A 15,111-nucleotide genomic window follows, 5' to 3' on the forward strand; every position below is an offset into this window, starting at 1 on the left:
CCTTTCATTCTATTTTTATGAACTTTTTAGCTTTTAGCTATTGGATATTAGCCATTAGCTATCAACTCTGTAGTCCCAGGCAGACTCGAACTGCCGACCTCTACATTATCAGTGTAGCGCTCTAACCAGCTGAGCTATGAGACTGCATCTTTTTAGCTATTAGCCATCAGCAAATAGCAATTAGTCTATATAACTTCTAAACACTAATCACTAACCTCTAATTAGCCTAGAAATATCGACTGCACAAGATTTAAAGAATATCCTACAATTACTCTCGTAAAGGCATTTCTCTAGAAAGGAGGTGTTCCAGCCGCACCTTCCGGTACGGCTACCTTGTTACGACTTAGCCCCAGTCACTAGTTTTACCCTAGGCAGCTCCTTGCGGCAACCGACTTCAGGTACCCCCAGCTTCCATGGCTTGACGGGCGGTGTGTACAAGGCCCGGGAACGTATTCACCGGATCATGGCTGATATCCGATTACTAGCGATTCCAGCTTCACGGAGTCGAGTTGCAGACTCCGATCCGAACTGTGACCGGCTTTATAGATTCGCTCCTGCTCACGCAGTGGCTGCTCGCTGTACCGGCCATTGTAGCACGTGTGTAGCCCAAGATGTAAGGGCCGTGATGATTTGACGTCATCCCCACCTTCCTCACGGTTTGCACCGGCAGTCCCGTTAGAGTGCTCGACTTAACTCGCTAGCAACTAACAGCAGGGGTTGCGCTCGTTATAGGACTTAACCTGACACCTCACGGCACGAGCTGACGACAACCATGCAGCACCTTGAAAAACGTCCGAAGAAATACCTATCTCTAGGTACGTCGTTCCCCATTTAAACCTTGGTAAGGTTCCTCGCGTATCATCGAATTAAACCACATGCTCCACCGCTTGTGCGGGCCCCCGTCAATTCCTTTGAGTTTCACACTTGCGTGCGTACTCCCCAGGTGGGATACTTATCACTTTCGCTTAGCCACTCAGTCCGAAAACCAAACAGCTAGTATCCATCGTTTACAGCGTGGACTACCAGGGTATCTAATCCTGTTCGCTCCCCACGCTTTCGTCCATCAGCGTCAATCGGTCGTTAGTAACATGCCTTCGCAATCGGTGTTCTGTGTAATATCTATGCATTTCACCGCTACACTACACATTCCAGCTACTTCACAACTATTCAAGACATACAGTTTCAAAGGCAGTTACTCAGTTGAGCTCAGTGCTTTCACCTCTGACTTATACGCCCGCCTACGGACCCTTTAAACCCAATGATTCCGGATAACGCTCGCATCCTCCGTATTACCGCGGCTGCTGGCACGGAGTTAGCCGATGCTTATTCATACAGTACCGTCATCAATCTACTCGTAGACCTTATTCTTCCTGTATAAAAGCAGTTTACAACCCATAAGGCCGTCATCCTGCACGCGGCATGGCTGGATCAGTCTTCCGACCATTGTCCAATATTCCTCACTGCTGCCTCCCGTAGGAGTCTGGTCCGTGTCTCAGTACCAGTGTGGGGGACATCCCTCTCAGAACCCCTACCCATCGTAGCCTTGGTGTGCCGTTACCACTCCAACTAGCTAATGGGACGCGTACTCATCTTTTACCACCGTAGCTTTAATTATTTAATGATGCCATAAAATAATACTATAAGGTATTAATCCAAATTTCTTCGGGCTATCCCTTAGTAAAAGGTAGATTGTACACGTGTTACGCACCCGTACGCCGGTCTAGGGAGAGCAAGCTCTCCTTACCCCTCGACTTGCATGTGTTAGGCCTGCCGCTAGCGTTCATCCTGAGCCAGGATCAAACTCTTCATCGTTAAAAATCTTTAATATCGTAACCTTTAACAAATAAGTAATCGACTCTTAGGATAATTCTTTAAATCTTATTCTTGTGCTGTCAACAATTTTTTCAATGAACTTTATTACTCTTCGCTTTTAGCTACTAGCTAACAGCTATTAGCTCTCAAAGCGGGTGCAAAGATAACAACTTTTTATCTTTACTTCCAAATTTTTTTCAAAATATTTTTTCTTGAACTTTTCGCTTCGCGCTGTAAGCTATACGCCATAAGCTAATAGCTAACTGCCTTCCAAAGCGGGTGCAAAAGTAATACTTTTTTCTAAACTACCAAAACTTTTGCAAACTTTTTTTTCAAAATATTTTTTGAACTTTTCGCTTCGCGCTGTAAGCTATATGCTAATAGCTACCCGCCTTCCAAAGCGGGTGCAAAAGTAATACTTTTTTATAAACTACCAAAACTTTTGGAAAGTTTTTTTTTGAAATATTTTTTTGAACTTTTCGCTTCGCGCTGTAAGCTATACGCTATAAGCTAATAGCTAACGGCCTTCCAAAGCGGGTGCAAAAGTAATACTTTTTTATAAAACACCAAAAGTTTTGGAAAGTTTTTTTGAAATATTTCTCATATATTATCTTATCATACTTATTATCAAAAACTTGTAAATGAAAACACAGCCGTCCGAAAGTTTTTTGAAAACTCATAAAATTCCTTGTCAACCCTTTATTTATAAGGGCAGACTTGTTTGTTGTGCGGAATTATCTCTGTCAAAGAGTGTGTTTTCAGGTGGTTTTTTCACTTTTTTTACGATAGGTTTCAGTTCGTTGCAAACATAATTCAGCGTCAGATAGTGCATAAGACACACCCTTATTTTCTCGCAAAAATTACTAAATGCCGTCTTTTTATCGCTATAAAATCGCTTTATCAACTCCAACAGAAGATAGCAAATCAAAGATACATAAATCTGTGATTTCACCGCATTTTCACTCGTGCCAAGAAAAGTTTTTATCTGTAAATTTTGCTTCATCGCCTTGAAAAACAACTCAATATCCCATCGTTTTTTGTACAAATCCGCAATGGTTCTCGCCGTCCAATCCATATTATTGGTGATGATTTCTATGGTTTTGTTGCCGTCTTGCTTATAAACCGTTACCAAACGTAATTTCTCTTGATCAATACCACTTTCTACCGCCTTTTTTGAGGTCAAAACGATGATTTCATCTTTGAGGATGTCGTGGTCTTTTTCATCAGGCAGGTCTCGTTCTTCAAAACTTTGGTAGAGCGTGTTGGACTTAATTCGCGTAACAAAAGTATTTTGGCAATGGATTCTGCCGAGCATCAAACTAAAATCAAAATAGCCTCTATCCTCAACAATGATGGTGTTTTTCGGATAGATATTTTGTTGTAATCCTTTGCTATCGTGTGTTTTAGCTTCGGTGATATTGACCATTTCAGGCAATCCAAGTTGATCGTCCCAAACGGTGTGAATTTTGAGTCCGCCTTTAGCTGTCCGAAATTTTGCCCAGTTGAAAAGACTTAAACACAGGCTAATGGTAGTACTGTCAATGATTTTTATTTTGTGGTTTTGGATTTCATCGATGATATGACTTTGATGTTTGGCTTTTAAAGAGTGTTTGTAATACTTTAAAAGACTAGAATACAAATCTTTAAATACTGCATAATGTCTTACTTTGTTTCCATCACTCATTGTTGATTTTGCGGGACTTTGTTTGAGTTGGAGATCGCTTAGGAAAGTGCTACTTACTGATAATCCGCAACTTATGTCGGATAGCGTATAGCATTTATTCAGCTGTCCGAAAGTTAGTGCCACCAATTGGTCGCGAGTTTTATAGGTAGACTTTCCCTTATCGGACTGATGTTTAGCGATTTCCGCTCTTAAAATATGCGCAGGAATGAGATCTAAAATTTGTCTGATTACGGGTTTATTTGTATTTTTGCTTCGCCTGAAGAGTGTCATAATTGAAAAAAAATGGGAATTTTTCAAATATACAACATTCTCAGGCAACTTTTATTTTAAAAGTTTCGGATAGTTGTGAAATGAAAAATTAGAATGTTACTCTTTACAATACTTATTAATACCGTAAAATAACTTATTCTTGGGTCAAAAACTTATCAATACGGGATTGGGTGTTACTTGGTAAATCAGTATTATAGATGGCAAATCGCTTTACATTCATCTCTTTAAACCATTTTTCAAGATAGGCTTTAATCACATCTTCATCTTGGATAGCTTTTTTAGATGGCGTTATTTCTAACACCAAAACTTCCAAATCTTGCAAATCATTACGAGTAGTTATAAAACCAAAATCCCCTGTATCAAATTTCTCACGCCAATTGGCACTTCTCAATCCATTGGATTGTATGGAAGTGGGTGATAAAAACGCACTTCGATTCTTTTGAACATCTTTTGATTGTGAATGATACAAATATCCATCTGTAAGAATAACCAAAATATTTCGGTAGTGGTCTTCGGAAGCAACACAATAATCTTTTACATCATTCTTAAAGAAACGCCATATATCAGATCCTATATAATTACTTGTTTGGATAGTTTGCTGATAGGCTTTCTCCAAATTAGTTGCGTATGTCTCTAAAATATTGTCGTATATATTCTTTTTCTCGGCAGTTTGCTGATACGAAAATTTTGAAAGGTCAATATTTAGTTCATTAACCATTTGGTTGATTTCTGGATTGGTTGGCGGAGGACTAAAAATAACCCGCATACGTCCTTTGGCTTTATACGCTCCCTTTTTCTCCATATCTTTTTTAAAAAAGGCTGAAATGTTTTTAATAATTTCAATATCCCGCTGATAGTGTTCAGGAGTATTGGGCGATACACTTGGGTCTATCCTATCAGATAAATCTAACAATAATGTTATGTTGTATTGTTGTTCTTTGGTTTTCTCTTCATTTTGCTGTTTTTTGGCATTGCCAAAATTACAATTTGATAAACTAAAACCAATTGCGATAATTGCGATAATTGCGATAATTGATATTACTTTTTTCATCGTTGTATTTTTTATGATTTTACTATATTTCCTTTGTGTTCATTACTAAGTTTTTCATTTAGTAGGTGTATTTCATCAATAAAATGTTTTTCAAATCGGTTGGCGGTCATCCATTCTGTCCAACCATTGGTAAATTCATTGACACATTGATAAAATCGAGACCAATTCATTACAAAGACATCGCCTCCAACTATTTTTCTGTGTGGCACCATTTCAAGTTCTAATTGTTGAATACATTCTTGGTTAGCTTCTATTTCTTTTTGATTTTTTTGAATATCGTCTTCCAACAGCTTGATTTCACTCTCTCGGGTTTTAATGGCTTGATTTACCACATTGAGTTTATCGTATGATTCCATTGTAAAATCAAAAACAAATCCCCAAATCAAGTACACTACAAAACCTGCGAAAATAATTACCCAAAAATTAACTTGCTCAAAAGCCAAAGAAGGTGAAAATATAGGCATACTTCCTGTCATATCCGCTAATCTTTTTATTTCATAAATTTTTTCTACGATTTCGTAAGCCAAAATAGCATCGAAAATAAATGTTATGACAATCAAAAATCCTATTTTTAAATACTTTTCAACTCCTTTTGTTTCTTGAAATTTATGTATTAGAAATCCTAATCCTAAAAAAGCAAATGGAATCGCCAAGACAAAAAGCAAAGCCTGTCCTCCCTCTTCGTATGCTTTTACAAGAGCTTGACTATCGAAAATTGCAGCAGCAACTTTATTATCATCAGGAGTAAAATCCTTAAAAAGAGCCGAATACGCTGCTGAACTATAAAATACAAAAAGATATACTGTTAAACCCAACAAAATAACAAGCCCTATAATAAAACTTGCCATACTTGATTTTTCCTTTAAAACACTTTCAGGATTTTCATTGATACGAAAAATATCTTTTCGTATTCCATCAATTTTATCTTTGATAGACTCGTTCTTGTTAAGAATATTTTCTATCACTTGTTCTTTTTGTTTTACAGAAACTTCAAGTCTATCTAATTCATTTTGAGCTTTTTTTACATCTTCCTCTTTTTTTTCGGTATCTGTACGTTCTCTCTTAGAATAGTATTCTCGAACTAATACCCAACAGCCCATAAAAGCTCTCTCATTCCCCTTTTGCTTTTTGGACATATCGAAGCCCCAATCCTCATAGGTTTGTAACTCTGTCTTTCCAAATTCAATTTCTCCTGTTTCCAAAATGGGTGTTTTCTGCTGATTTTCACTTTGGTTTTCCATATTTTTAGAGAAAAACCCTCTTAATTGATTAAATGGTGCCATTTTGATTTGATATTAAGTTTGTGATTTCTTGTTTTAGTTGTTCTGAGTTTAATTTTTTACGAGCTAAATCAATCAGCCAATCGAATAACTCACGACTGACTTCGGCTTCAAACCCAAAACGTTCGCAAAACTTTAAAAATGTTGCTACTTCATTGTCGTCAATAACACCATCGGCAAGAATTACTTTTGCGAAATCGTATAGTAAGAATATTTTGTCCATAAACTCACTCGGAGTTTGAAATATGCCCACCGGTGGATTGATCAGCATCTGTTGAAATTCTTGTTGTGAAAATCCCTTTTCTTGGGCTATCTCTAAAATTGTATCCAACTCCTGAGGGGCAAACTCGCCATCACTTAGAGCCAAGAAATACAAATTCATCAGGTGTTTTTTCATTTCCTGTACCATAAACATTTACTTTATTAAATTTATACTATTTCATTCTTTTAGGATTTAAAACACTTATTACCAAACCTATACCTACCAAAACATCTACGAGATTCCAAAGTTCTCTTCCCATAGCTACTTTGAAGAAAGGTTGAAAAAGTAAAGCCAATACAATATATACCAAAGTAGCCATTTCTTGTTTTTGGTTATATGAGAGATAAGCTAATACCCCAAAACCTACTAAAGCTACAAATCTCACTAACTGATAATAACCATAAGGCATCTTCAAAAGACAGCCAAACATCAAAAAGGCTAATCCTATTTTAATTATTTTCTGCATATTATAAAGCCTCTTGTACATTACTTGGTTTTGTACTAAAATTACCATTTTGTTGTAAAATCAATCGGTATTCTAATACATTATTATATAAAGATTGTGGAGCGTCCTTACCAAAATGTTCATTGTAACTAAATCCACCTTTGATTGTTCCATTTTTTGTTTTCATTATTTTATTGGGATTCCAGCCTTTTCCGTAATAGAAAAATACTTGATAAGTTCCATTAGCAAAGGAAAATGTATAACTATCATTTGCCTCAATAAATGCATGTCTTACTACTTTTCCTTTTTTCTTAATGGTAACCAATACATCGGAGTTACTTGTCGTTACTTTTATCTGTGAACAGCCATATTCTTCACAAGATGGGTTTTCTCCATAATATTGGGAATAAGGCGTTGCTCCTGTGTATAAATGTTGTGCAGAGGCGATACTTACACACATTAAAAACATTAATAAAATTACCTTCTTCATCTTTTATAAAATTAGATGCCCCTTGCAAAGTAGTACATTATGGCAATTTACTTAAAATCTCCTAAAAAAATGTTTAATTTTGAACAAATGAAAATATTTTGCAAAGGTCTTTATTAATTGAACTTTTATGTTTTTTATTCTACATAATTCACTTTTGGTTTACGCCTTCCCTTTACTAATTTTTCCCCTTTTTCAGAAGTTAGTATATTGAATTTAAAATTTGAATTTATTTGAATATAGTATTTCTTTCCTTTTTTTGCGTTCAATCCTACTAAATCTTCTCCTCTTGCAGAACCCAAGGTAGCTCCTGCGTGTACAAATTGAGTATTACCTATCACATACTCACCTTCTTCAACATCCCAAGCTAAATAACTTCCGTTAGTAGCATTTCCTATTAATTTATTATTACAATAGACAGCCACTCTTGTAGCCGAACCTACAAAAGATGGCTTTATGACATAAATTCTTGCTTTATCTACAGGGACATCGCTTTCACCTGTAAATTTAACATACTGTGTCGTTGCTCTACAAGAAACTAATATCATTAATGTGATTGCATAAAAAATCATTCTTTTCATCGTCATAAAAATTAAATTATTAAAACTCCCCTACTCTGTTACAGGCTTTTCGGGTTACGCCTTGTTTATACTTATCACCTAAAAGAACATGTCTTTTCCTTAGAAACAAATTTGGAATACCTCTATTCAAAAATTTTCTTGTACCACTCGCCTACATCTTTTCGTATCATATCATAATATTTATAAAGATAAAGAGCTAAATCAAAATTGGCTCTTTTATCTTTGTACTCATTGATCGTAAAATATCCATAAAAATTACCTTGTTTATCCACAATTACAGGAGGATTACTTGCATATTTATTCCAAGGAGATGTATCCGAATACTGACTTCCATAATTTCCGTATTGATTCCATATAGAATTAGAATTGTATGAGTTTCCATATTCTCCATATTTATTCCATATAGAATCTGAGTCATAATGATCACAATTCAAACAACCCAAATAGACATCGTGGTTTTTTCCTCCATAGATATGTAAAGTTTGAGCAGAGATACTCCCTGTAACAAGTAACAGCAAATAGATTATCTTTTTCATATACTACTTTCTTTTAGGTACATAGGTTTTATTTCCGTTACTATTGATATAATACTGCCCTCCACGACTTCCTGTGCGAATGGTCTGTCCCGAACCATAATTATATGCCCCTGAGGAATAGTCCTTAGCACGATAGCCTGAACTTCCTGTATAATAATTGGTATTTCCTTTGGTAGAAAAATTATCGTGATTAGTTTTGTTAATATCGGTTTTGTAGTGAGGTACTACATAAGTACCATTCGATTTTTGATACCCTCTTTGGTAACGTACACTTTGAGCTGAAACCATCATTGTCACAGCTATAAATAAAAACAAGGTTAAAATTATCTTTTTCATTGTATAACTTTTTAAAATTTTCCCTACTCTCTTACAGGCTTTTCGGGTTACGCCTTATCTCAGACAATTAATAATTACGAATGACGAATGACGAATCACAAATGACAAATTGCACTGATTGTTCATTGTTCATTAAAAATTTGTCCATTCTTCTGTTGTTTATCCACCCAAGCTCTACCCAAGGTGTATCCAAGCTCGGGAGGAGGAAAGTTCAAGGTTCAAAGTTCAAGGTTCAAGGTTCAAGGTTCAAGGTTCAAAGTTCAAAGTTCAAAGTTCAAAGTTAAAGGTTCAAAGTTAAAGGTTCAAAGTTAAAGGTTCAAAGTTAAAGGTTTAAAGTTAAAGGTTTAAAGTTAAAGGGCTGAACCTTGAACTTTGAACGGGCGAAGCCTCTCAAACCCTTGCTTATAAGTTTTTGGTTGCCTCAGTGGTATTGGCAGGTATATCGGTTGCTCGTACTACAATTTTGTCACCTGAAAGGTCTGCATTGGTTTGCGTAGCGGTATAGACCCAATCCAACCCATTATCCACTGCATTGCCTTCTTCCACCAACGAACCATCGGAATTGTAGATATGTACCGTTACAGATGCTACTTTGAAATCATCATAGGCTCTAACTTTAATGGTATCGCCTACCTGACCCGCATAGTCCGAAAGGTCAATCTGCTCAATCTTTGGAGCTTGTAACATATCGGCTACCGCTACGTTATAGGCAGTTACTCCTTGCTTTTTATCGGCTACTGATTGATATTCTTCCTTAACAGTAGGATTTTTGAGTGCCGTTTTGGCATAGATAGTTGCTTGTTGAAATTTTGCCATTTGTTCCTTTACCTTTTCGGAGGTAATCGCTTTCTTAGTAGGTTTTTGAGAAACTATCGTTTTTCCGTTACGCTGACTGAACACGAGCATATTACCTACTTTTCCACTTAGTCCGTGTGTGATGATGTTGTTTTTAGATTCTGCCATTGCTTTATGTTTTTTTTGTTAATTTCAGAAAGTTAGGGAATTAGAAAATCAGGAGATTAGAAATTAGGATTTTTAGGAATTAATAGAAAACGTTCCTTTAAGGAAAATAAAAAATCCGCTTGATGGAGATTGCTCTCCATCAAGCGGATTTATATTACAGAGTGTAGTAACTACACTATTTTGGCTGTTTAAGTGCTGTGCTGTGCTGTGCTGTGCTGTGCTGTGCTGTGCTGTGCTGTGCTGTGCTGTGCTGTGCTGTGCTGTGCTGTGCTGTGCTGTGCTAAGGCACGTACAAATATACTGATTTTATGTGAATTACACAAGTTTTTCATAATATTTTTTTCTAAGTTAGGTGTATTTTATCTCCTATAATGAAAATAGACTTCCTAAATCTACGTTAGTGTTCAAAAAAGAAGGACAATTTTCTATAAGAGATTTTGCATGGGACAAAGCTAATTATTTTTTATTAACAAAACAATAGTTAATTCCCATGTAGAATGTTAAAATTTATATGAATATTTATTAAGTACGACAGTTAGATGTACCCAAAATTCATGTAAAAACACTATTTCAAAGGATTTAATCACAACTATCCGAAACTTTTATTTTAAAAATTTCGGATAGTTGTGATTTGTAATGAAAAAATAACCAAAACTGATAACACTTTTATATCTCAACATAAGTTTAAAGCTATCAGCAAATAATACCTAAGTGAAAAGTTTAACATTTAAAAATACTGCTATTTTTCACCACAATGAAGCAAAATTTACAGATAAAAACTTTTCTTGGCACGAGTGAAAATGCGGTGAAATGACAGATTTATATAGCTTTGATTTGCTATCTTCTGTTGGAGTTAATTAAGCGATTTTACAGCGATAAAAAGACGGCATTTAGTAATTTTTGCGAGAAAATAAGGGTCTGTCTGATGCACTATCTGACGCTGAATTATGTTTGCAACGAACTGAAAACCACCGTAAAAAAAGCAAAAAAACCACCCGAAAACACACTTTTTGACAGAGATAATTCCGCACAACAAACAAGTCTGCCCTTATAAATAAAGGTTGACAAGGTTTTTTATGAGTTTTCAAAAAACTTTCGGACGGCTGTGATTTGGCATGTGTATATTTATCAGGCATAAGTTTTTCTTTATACTACTATAAAAAAATTTTATACCTATATAAAACATTTCAATATGAAAGCCGATGGTATACTTAATTTAAAATTGTAACTTTGCGAACATAATAAATTTAAAAAAACAGAATAATATGTCTTTCGTAGGAAAAAAATTCCCAAACTTTGCGGTGAACGCTATGAGCGATTTGGGAGATACGTTTAAAATTAACGTATATGAAGAAGCAGTAAATGATAAGAAAAAAGTGCTATTGTTTTGGTATCCAAAGGATTTCACATTTGTTTGTCCAACCGAGTTACATGCTTTTCAAGAGGCTTTAGCTGAATTTGAAAAAAGAAACGTGAAAGTAATTGGAGCTTCGTGTGATACAGCTGAGGTTCACTTTGCTTGGTTAAACACACCTAAAGACAATGGAGGAATTGAGGGGGTTACTTACCCTATTTTAGCAGATTCAAACCGTAATTTAGCTCGTGCATTGGACATTTTGGATTCCAGAGAAGTTTATGATGAGGTAGCTGACACTTATCTGCAAGAGGGTGATGACGTACCTTACCGAGCTACTTACTTGATTGATGAGGACGGAAAAGTGTTTCATGAGAGTATAAACGATATGCCATTAGGTCGTAACGTGAAAGAGTATATTCGTTTGGTGGATGCTTACACCCATGTTCAAAAGCACGGAGAGGTTTGTCCTGCAAACTGGGAGGAAGGAAAAGAAGCAATGAACGCTAATCGAGATGGTGTTGCAGAATATTTAAAATCACACTAAAATGCAAGAATTAGCTCAAGATAATCTACAGGAAGTTGTTGCTTCAAATGATGTCGTTTTTGTTCAATATGGAGCAGGATGGTGTGGGAATTGCAAAATCATGAAGCCTAAATTCAAAAAATATGCTTCGGAAACTGCTGACGCGGTGTTTGTTTACGTGGATGCTGAGAAATTCCCTAATTCACGTCAATTAGCAAAAGTGGACAATTTGCCAACCTTTGCAGCCTTCAAAAAAGGTGCGTTGGTGAATCAAATTCAAACAAACAAGGCTGAATCCTTAAAACAGTTCATCGATGAGATTACCGCTAATTAAACATATGGTGCAATTCATTAGTGAAAATGACCAAGATTATGTTCATGAAACCATTGAGACACTTGAAAATTTAATAGAGTGTGATCATCTCAAAGATGAGGAGTTGGACGTAATTGGCGAATTGCTATCAAATTTTTATGGAGCCATTGAGGTTGACACTATGATTAAGGAGGGAATGCCCCAAAAAGAGGCCCTCAATAGTTTTATGAAACGTGTTGTAGGGTCTATTGACAAATAAGTAGCTATTGTAAATTACACAGTATTTTGTATCTTTGCCCTAGAAAAATATTCCTTTTTTTGAATCAAAAAAGAGGTAAAGAGACAAAGTGTTTACTTAATAGTGCTGTATATAGTAAAAGGGAAAAGAGAGAGTCAAATGGATTCTTTCTTTTTCTTGTTTTTCAAACGTATATATTTAGTATAAAATAATTGTAAAATGAAAAAAAATTTATTATCAGTTAGTTTGCTTGTTGCACTTGTTTTTGGGAGTTGTACAGGAAACAAATCGCAAACTGGCAGTACGTCTGTAGAAAGTAGTACAGAATCTATCGTAGAAGTTGTGGAGCTTCCTGAAGAAATTAGTATCACACAATCAGAAGATGATATTCAGGTGTATACCGTAAAAATCGGAAACGACCCAGATAAAAGCCATCTTACGGCATCTTTCCCTATTACGGCATACGATTTCGTCAATAAAAATGAAAAGTCTTTTACGGAAAAACTTATAACCGAGTTTAAAACTGCAGCTAAAGATTATCAGGATTCTGAAACTTCGGTTTTGGATTTTAATCAACATTTTGAAGTAAAGTACCATTCCGAAGATTTTTTAATATTCCTTTATGAAAGAAATGTTTCCTATGGGAATAACTACGACAATAGCCATTTTGTTTCTGTTTTTAATTTAAAAGACAAGAAAAAAATGGAGCCTGTGGACTTTTTCAAAAATCAAGAAAGTTTCGAAAAGTTTGCTTCAGAAGTAAATCTTATTGCTACTGATTTGGTAAAGAAAAGAATTTACGAAGATACTAATTATGCTAACGACGGGGAACGCGAACAGGTTTTGGAATCGTCCAAAGATATGATTCAAGAAGGAACAGCCCCTACTTCAGCGAATTACGACGCTTTGTTTTTTGACCAAAAAGGAGAGTGGTATTTACTTTTTGATAAGTATCAAATTGCTAGTGGAGCTATGGGAGATTTTTCTGTAAAAATTCCACAGGATTTGGTAAATAAATACATGAATGAAACCTTTTTAAAAATTTTCAAAAAAGAAGATATTGTTGAACAATCTGCTGGAATAGAGGTTTCTGAGCCTAAATATTCGGAAGTGGATTGTTCCAAAGTACCGTGTGTGGCTCTTACTTTTGATGACGGACCTTCGGTGTATACAGCCCAGTTGTTGGACGCTCTTAAAGAAGAAAATGTAAAAGCAACTTTTTTTGTGTTAGGAAAATCTTCATCAGTACAAAAACAGACTATTAAACGTATGGCAGAGGAGGGACATAATATCGGAAATCACTCGTACGACCATAAAGATTTTCGTAAAATTTCAAGAGAAGAAGCTGAGCGTCAAATTCAATTAACAGACGAAGTTATTGCAGGGATTACAGGTCAAAAACCCAGATACTTTCGTTTTCCCTACGGGGCTCATACTAAAGAGAACTTAGAGATGGTGGGCAGACCTGTAATTATGTGGAATGTAGACCCTTTGGATTGGAAACATCGTGAAGTAAACCGAGTAGCAGAAGCTATGTCAAAAGCATCTCCAATGGGAATCATATTGGCTCACGATATTCACAAAACAACTGTGCAATCCATTCCTCAGGTGATTAAAAATTTGAAATCACAAGGATATCATATCGTTTCCCTTGATGATCTTTTTCGTCATAAAGAACTTCAAAACGGTCACACGTACTCCAGTGGGAAGTAATTTTTTTATACATCAATTTGATTAACAAAGATTTTAACCCTTTCTTTATCAACAAATTGAAACAGTTTAAATACCTATAAAGATGAGTACTCAATTATTTTATAGGTATTTAAACTATAAAAAATCTGTGGAAATATGCCTTTTTTAGAGAACAAAATACGATTGTTCGGTAATAAGAAAAGATAGGGAATTTTTACAAAATTCTTTATGCTACTCAAAATACAATAAAATCTCAAAATTGTACACTCCTATTCCATAGCACTTTGTTTAGCAGCTACCAAAAAAACATTTTGAAATATGCTAATAAATAATTTCCAAAGAATTAAAGCAGATCCACAAAACTTTGCTATGAGAATAGGTTTTCATCAATAACATGGATGTCGTTTTTTTGAATTTATTTCAAAAAAGCAAGGAAAAAACGCTTAAAAATTTGTATCTTTGCACCCCAATAGGGTTTATTTTATGTTTTTTGTAATAAATCAGTAAAAGTAAAATTAGCAATGAGATACAAATTTATTACTACGCTCTTTTTTGCATGTTTTCAGCTACTTTTTCCACAAGAAAACTTCAAAACACATCTAAAAACCAATGATTTAACAAGTGTTTTTTCTGCCAGTTCGTTGCAGTGGGCTATTCCTGTTTCTTCTTCCGAAAAAGTCAATTTGCAATGGCACGAACGCAAAAACTCGTTTACCGATAAGGAAGGTATCCGCACTTTCGTAGGATATGAAGGTGACTTGTTCGTAGCAACTCTGTCCATTTCAAAAGCAGGAGATGATATATCAGGGGACTTCACTTGGAAAGAACATCAATGGAAGATAGCAACCACTAATGATGGTTACCTTTTTATTTCGAAAGAGCATTCCGAAGGAGAATGTGGAGGCTGCCACAACGGACATTGTGGTACGCATAGCGATAAAAAATCCCTTCGAGGTCGCTTAACTGCCAGACCAGAAAAAAATGTTCGTAAAATCCCTACAGACAATGCGCTACGTGTGTTTCGTTTAGCCGTATTGGTGGATAAATATTATTATGACAGATATTATGGAAGCAAGGATGCTGTAAAAAGTTTTTGGAGTAGATTAGAAATTGCTCTTAACGAATACTACATTAGAGAAATAGGCATTAAACTTCAAATTGTGAATGATGATAGGCTTATCATTGATTCCAGTAAAGAAAAAGTTTTTGATGGAGAACTTTCTAACAAAATTTTAAATAAATCTACTGCGGCATTAGTAAAATTTTTATGATTAAGTTTGC

General features: G+C 35.4%; 16 protein-coding genes, 1 tRNA gene, 1 rRNA gene and 1 pseudogene. 6 read left to right on the forward strand and 13 right to left on the reverse strand.

Annotated features, from left to right (window positions below; genetic code table 11):
* Nucleotides 1–70: 70 nt before the first annotated feature.
* The 13 genes from ACF3OB_RS05120 to ACF3OB_RS05180 form a co-directional block, all read right to left on the reverse strand.
* A tRNA-Ile gene (locus ACF3OB_RS05120) sits at nt 71–144 on the reverse strand.
* 150 nt (nt 145–294) lie between these two features.
* Nucleotides 295–1,812 (reverse strand): 16S ribosomal RNA (locus ACF3OB_RS05125).
* A gap of 703 nt (nt 1,813–2,515) precedes the next feature.
* Nucleotides 2,516–3,766 (reverse strand): IS4 family transposase, encoded by a 1,251-nt coding sequence (locus ACF3OB_RS05130; RefSeq protein WP_392448461.1) that lies wholly within the window; start codon nt 3,764–3,766, stop codon nt 2,516–2,518.
* 133 nt (nt 3,767–3,899) lie between these two features.
* Nucleotides 3,900–4,817 carry a hypothetical protein gene (locus tag ACF3OB_RS05135; RefSeq protein ID WP_042345371.1) on the reverse strand — a complete coding sequence of 306 codons (918 nt, stop codon included), beginning with the start codon at nt 4,815–4,817 and terminating at the stop codon, nt 3,900–3,902.
* Nucleotides 4,818–4,828: 11 nt separating this feature from the next.
* On the reverse strand, nt 4,829–6,100 hold the full coding sequence (locus ACF3OB_RS05140; RefSeq protein WP_392448633.1) for a hypothetical protein: 1,272 nt from the start codon (nt 6,098–6,100) through the stop codon (nt 4,829–4,831).
* Nucleotides 6,087–6,494 (reverse strand): TerB family tellurite resistance protein, encoded by a 408-nt coding sequence (locus ACF3OB_RS05145; protein ID WP_157909119.1) that lies wholly within the window; start codon nt 6,492–6,494, stop codon nt 6,087–6,089. Before ACF3OB_RS05145 ends, ACF3OB_RS05140 begins: the two co-directional genes overlap by 14 nt.
* Nucleotides 6,495–6,531: 37 nt before the next feature.
* Nucleotides 6,532–6,825: a DUF6804 family protein gene (locus ACF3OB_RS05150; protein WP_392448635.1), complete on the reverse strand. Its 294-nt coding sequence runs from the start codon at nt 6,823–6,825 to the stop codon at nt 6,532–6,534.
* A gap of 1 nt (nt 6,826) precedes the next feature.
* Nucleotides 6,827–7,294 carry a hypothetical protein gene (locus tag ACF3OB_RS05155; RefSeq protein ID WP_042348514.1) on the reverse strand — a complete coding sequence of 156 codons (468 nt, stop codon included), beginning with the start codon at nt 7,292–7,294 and terminating at the stop codon, nt 6,827–6,829.
* 134 nt (nt 7,295–7,428) lie between these two features.
* A complete protein-coding gene (locus ACF3OB_RS05160) occupies nt 7,429–7,878 on the reverse strand; it encodes a DUF2846 domain-containing protein (protein WP_082023514.1) in 450 nt (149 codons plus the stop codon).
* Nucleotides 7,879–7,994: 116 nt separating this feature from the next.
* A complete protein-coding gene (locus ACF3OB_RS05165) occupies nt 7,995–8,408 on the reverse strand; it encodes a hypothetical protein (RefSeq protein ID WP_042007829.1) in 414 nt (137 codons plus the stop codon).
* A gap of 3 nt (nt 8,409–8,411) precedes the next feature.
* The gene (locus tag ACF3OB_RS05170) at nt 8,412–8,744 is read right to left on the reverse strand and encodes a hypothetical protein (RefSeq protein ID WP_052461540.1); all 333 of its coding nucleotides are present in this window, start codon (nt 8,742–8,744) and stop codon (nt 8,412–8,414) included.
* A gap of 402 nt (nt 8,745–9,146) precedes the next feature.
* Complete coding sequence (locus ACF3OB_RS05175) at nt 9,147–9,707, reverse strand: hypothetical protein (protein WP_042007825.1); 561 nt, start codon at nt 9,705–9,707, stop codon at nt 9,147–9,149.
* Between the two features lie 188 nt (nt 9,708–9,895).
* Nucleotides 9,896–10,039 (reverse strand): hypothetical protein, encoded by a 144-nt coding sequence (locus tag ACF3OB_RS05180; protein ID WP_212922958.1) that lies wholly within the window; start codon nt 10,037–10,039, stop codon nt 9,896–9,898.
* A gap of 401 nt (nt 10,040–10,440) precedes the next feature.
* Here ACF3OB_RS05180 and ACF3OB_RS05185 point away from each other — a divergent pair.
* From ACF3OB_RS05185 to ACF3OB_RS05210, 6 genes and pseudogenes are all read left to right on the forward strand, one after another.
* Nucleotides 10,441–10,761, forward strand: a pseudogene (locus ACF3OB_RS05185) (IS4 family transposase); the annotation flags it as partial.
* A 211-nt stretch (nt 10,762–10,972) separates the two neighbouring features.
* Complete coding sequence (locus tag ACF3OB_RS05190; RefSeq protein ID WP_042005908.1) at nt 10,973–11,608, forward strand: peroxiredoxin; 636 nt, start codon at nt 10,973–10,975, stop codon at nt 11,606–11,608.
* A 1-nt stretch (nt 11,609) separates the two neighbouring features.
* Nucleotides 11,610–11,921: a thioredoxin family protein gene (locus tag ACF3OB_RS05195; RefSeq protein WP_042005910.1), complete on the forward strand. Its 312-nt coding sequence runs from the start codon at nt 11,610–11,612 to the stop codon at nt 11,919–11,921.
* On the forward strand, nt 11,902–12,159 hold the full coding sequence (locus ACF3OB_RS05200) for a DUF6952 family protein (RefSeq protein WP_095893857.1): 258 nt from the start codon (nt 11,902–11,904) through the stop codon (nt 12,157–12,159). The genes ACF3OB_RS05195 and ACF3OB_RS05200 overlap by 20 nt, the downstream gene beginning before the upstream one ends.
* 198 nt (nt 12,160–12,357) lie before the next feature.
* A complete protein-coding gene (locus tag ACF3OB_RS05205; RefSeq protein WP_095912241.1) occupies nt 12,358–13,851 on the forward strand; it encodes a polysaccharide deacetylase family protein in 1,494 nt (497 codons plus the stop codon).
* A 500-nt stretch (nt 13,852–14,351) separates the two neighbouring features.
* A complete protein-coding gene (locus tag ACF3OB_RS05210) occupies nt 14,352–15,101 on the forward strand; it encodes a reprolysin-like metallopeptidase (protein ID WP_392448636.1) in 750 nt (249 codons plus the stop codon).
* Nucleotides 15,102–15,111: the final 10 nt, after the last annotated feature.

The organism is Capnocytophaga canis, from assembly GCF_043187445.1.
Taxonomy (GTDB): domain Bacteria; phylum Bacteroidota; class Bacteroidia; order Flavobacteriales; family Flavobacteriaceae; genus Capnocytophaga; species Capnocytophaga canis.

Bases quoted from the DNA above. Each gene is read 5' to 3' on its own strand.
- ACF3OB_RS05130 (WP_392448461.1), bottom strand. From the start codon at position 3,766: ATGACACTCTTCAGGCGAAGCAAAAATACAAATAAACCCGTAATCAGA.
- ACF3OB_RS05135 (WP_042345371.1), bottom strand. From the start codon at position 4,817: ATGAAAAAAGTAATATCAATTATCGCAATTATCGCAATTATCGCAATT.
- ACF3OB_RS05140 (WP_392448633.1), bottom strand. From the start codon at position 6,100: ATGGCACCATTTAATCAATTAAGAGGGTTTTTCTCTAAAAATATGGAA.
- ACF3OB_RS05145 (WP_157909119.1), bottom strand. From the start codon at position 6,494: ATGAAAAAACACCTGATGAATTTGTATTTCTTGGCTCTAAGTGATGGC.
- ACF3OB_RS05150 (WP_392448635.1), bottom strand. From the start codon at position 6,825: ATGCAGAAAATAATTAAAATAGGATTAGCCTTTTTGATGTTTGGCTGT.
- ACF3OB_RS05155 (WP_042348514.1), bottom strand. From the start codon at position 7,294: ATGAAGAAGGTAATTTTATTAATGTTTTTAATGTGTGTAAGTATCGCC.
- ACF3OB_RS05160 (WP_082023514.1), bottom strand. From the start codon at position 7,878: ATGACGATGAAAAGAATGATTTTTTATGCAATCACATTAATGATATTA.
- ACF3OB_RS05165 (WP_042007829.1), bottom strand. From the start codon at position 8,408: ATGAAAAAGATAATCTATTTGCTGTTACTTGTTACAGGGAGTATCTCT.
- ACF3OB_RS05170 (WP_052461540.1), bottom strand. From the start codon at position 8,744: ATGAAAAAGATAATTTTAACCTTGTTTTTATTTATAGCTGTGACAATG.
- ACF3OB_RS05175 (WP_042007825.1), bottom strand. From the start codon at position 9,707: ATGGCAGAATCTAAAAACAACATCATCACACACGGACTAAGTGGAAAA.
- ACF3OB_RS05180 (WP_212922958.1), bottom strand. From the start codon at position 10,039: ATGAAAAACTTGTGTAATTCACATAAAATCAGTATATTTGTACGTGCC.
- ACF3OB_RS05190 (WP_042005908.1), top strand. From the start codon at position 10,973: ATGTCTTTCGTAGGAAAAAAATTCCCAAACTTTGCGGTGAACGCTATG.
- ACF3OB_RS05195 (WP_042005910.1), top strand. From the start codon at position 11,610: ATGCAAGAATTAGCTCAAGATAATCTACAGGAAGTTGTTGCTTCAAAT.
- ACF3OB_RS05200 (WP_095893857.1), top strand. From the start codon at position 11,902: ATGAGATTACCGCTAATTAAACATATGGTGCAATTCATTAGTGAAAAT.
- ACF3OB_RS05205 (WP_095912241.1), top strand. From the start codon at position 12,358: ATGAAAAAAAATTTATTATCAGTTAGTTTGCTTGTTGCACTTGTTTTT.
- ACF3OB_RS05210 (WP_392448636.1), top strand. From the start codon at position 14,352: ATGAGATACAAATTTATTACTACGCTCTTTTTTGCATGTTTTCAGCTA.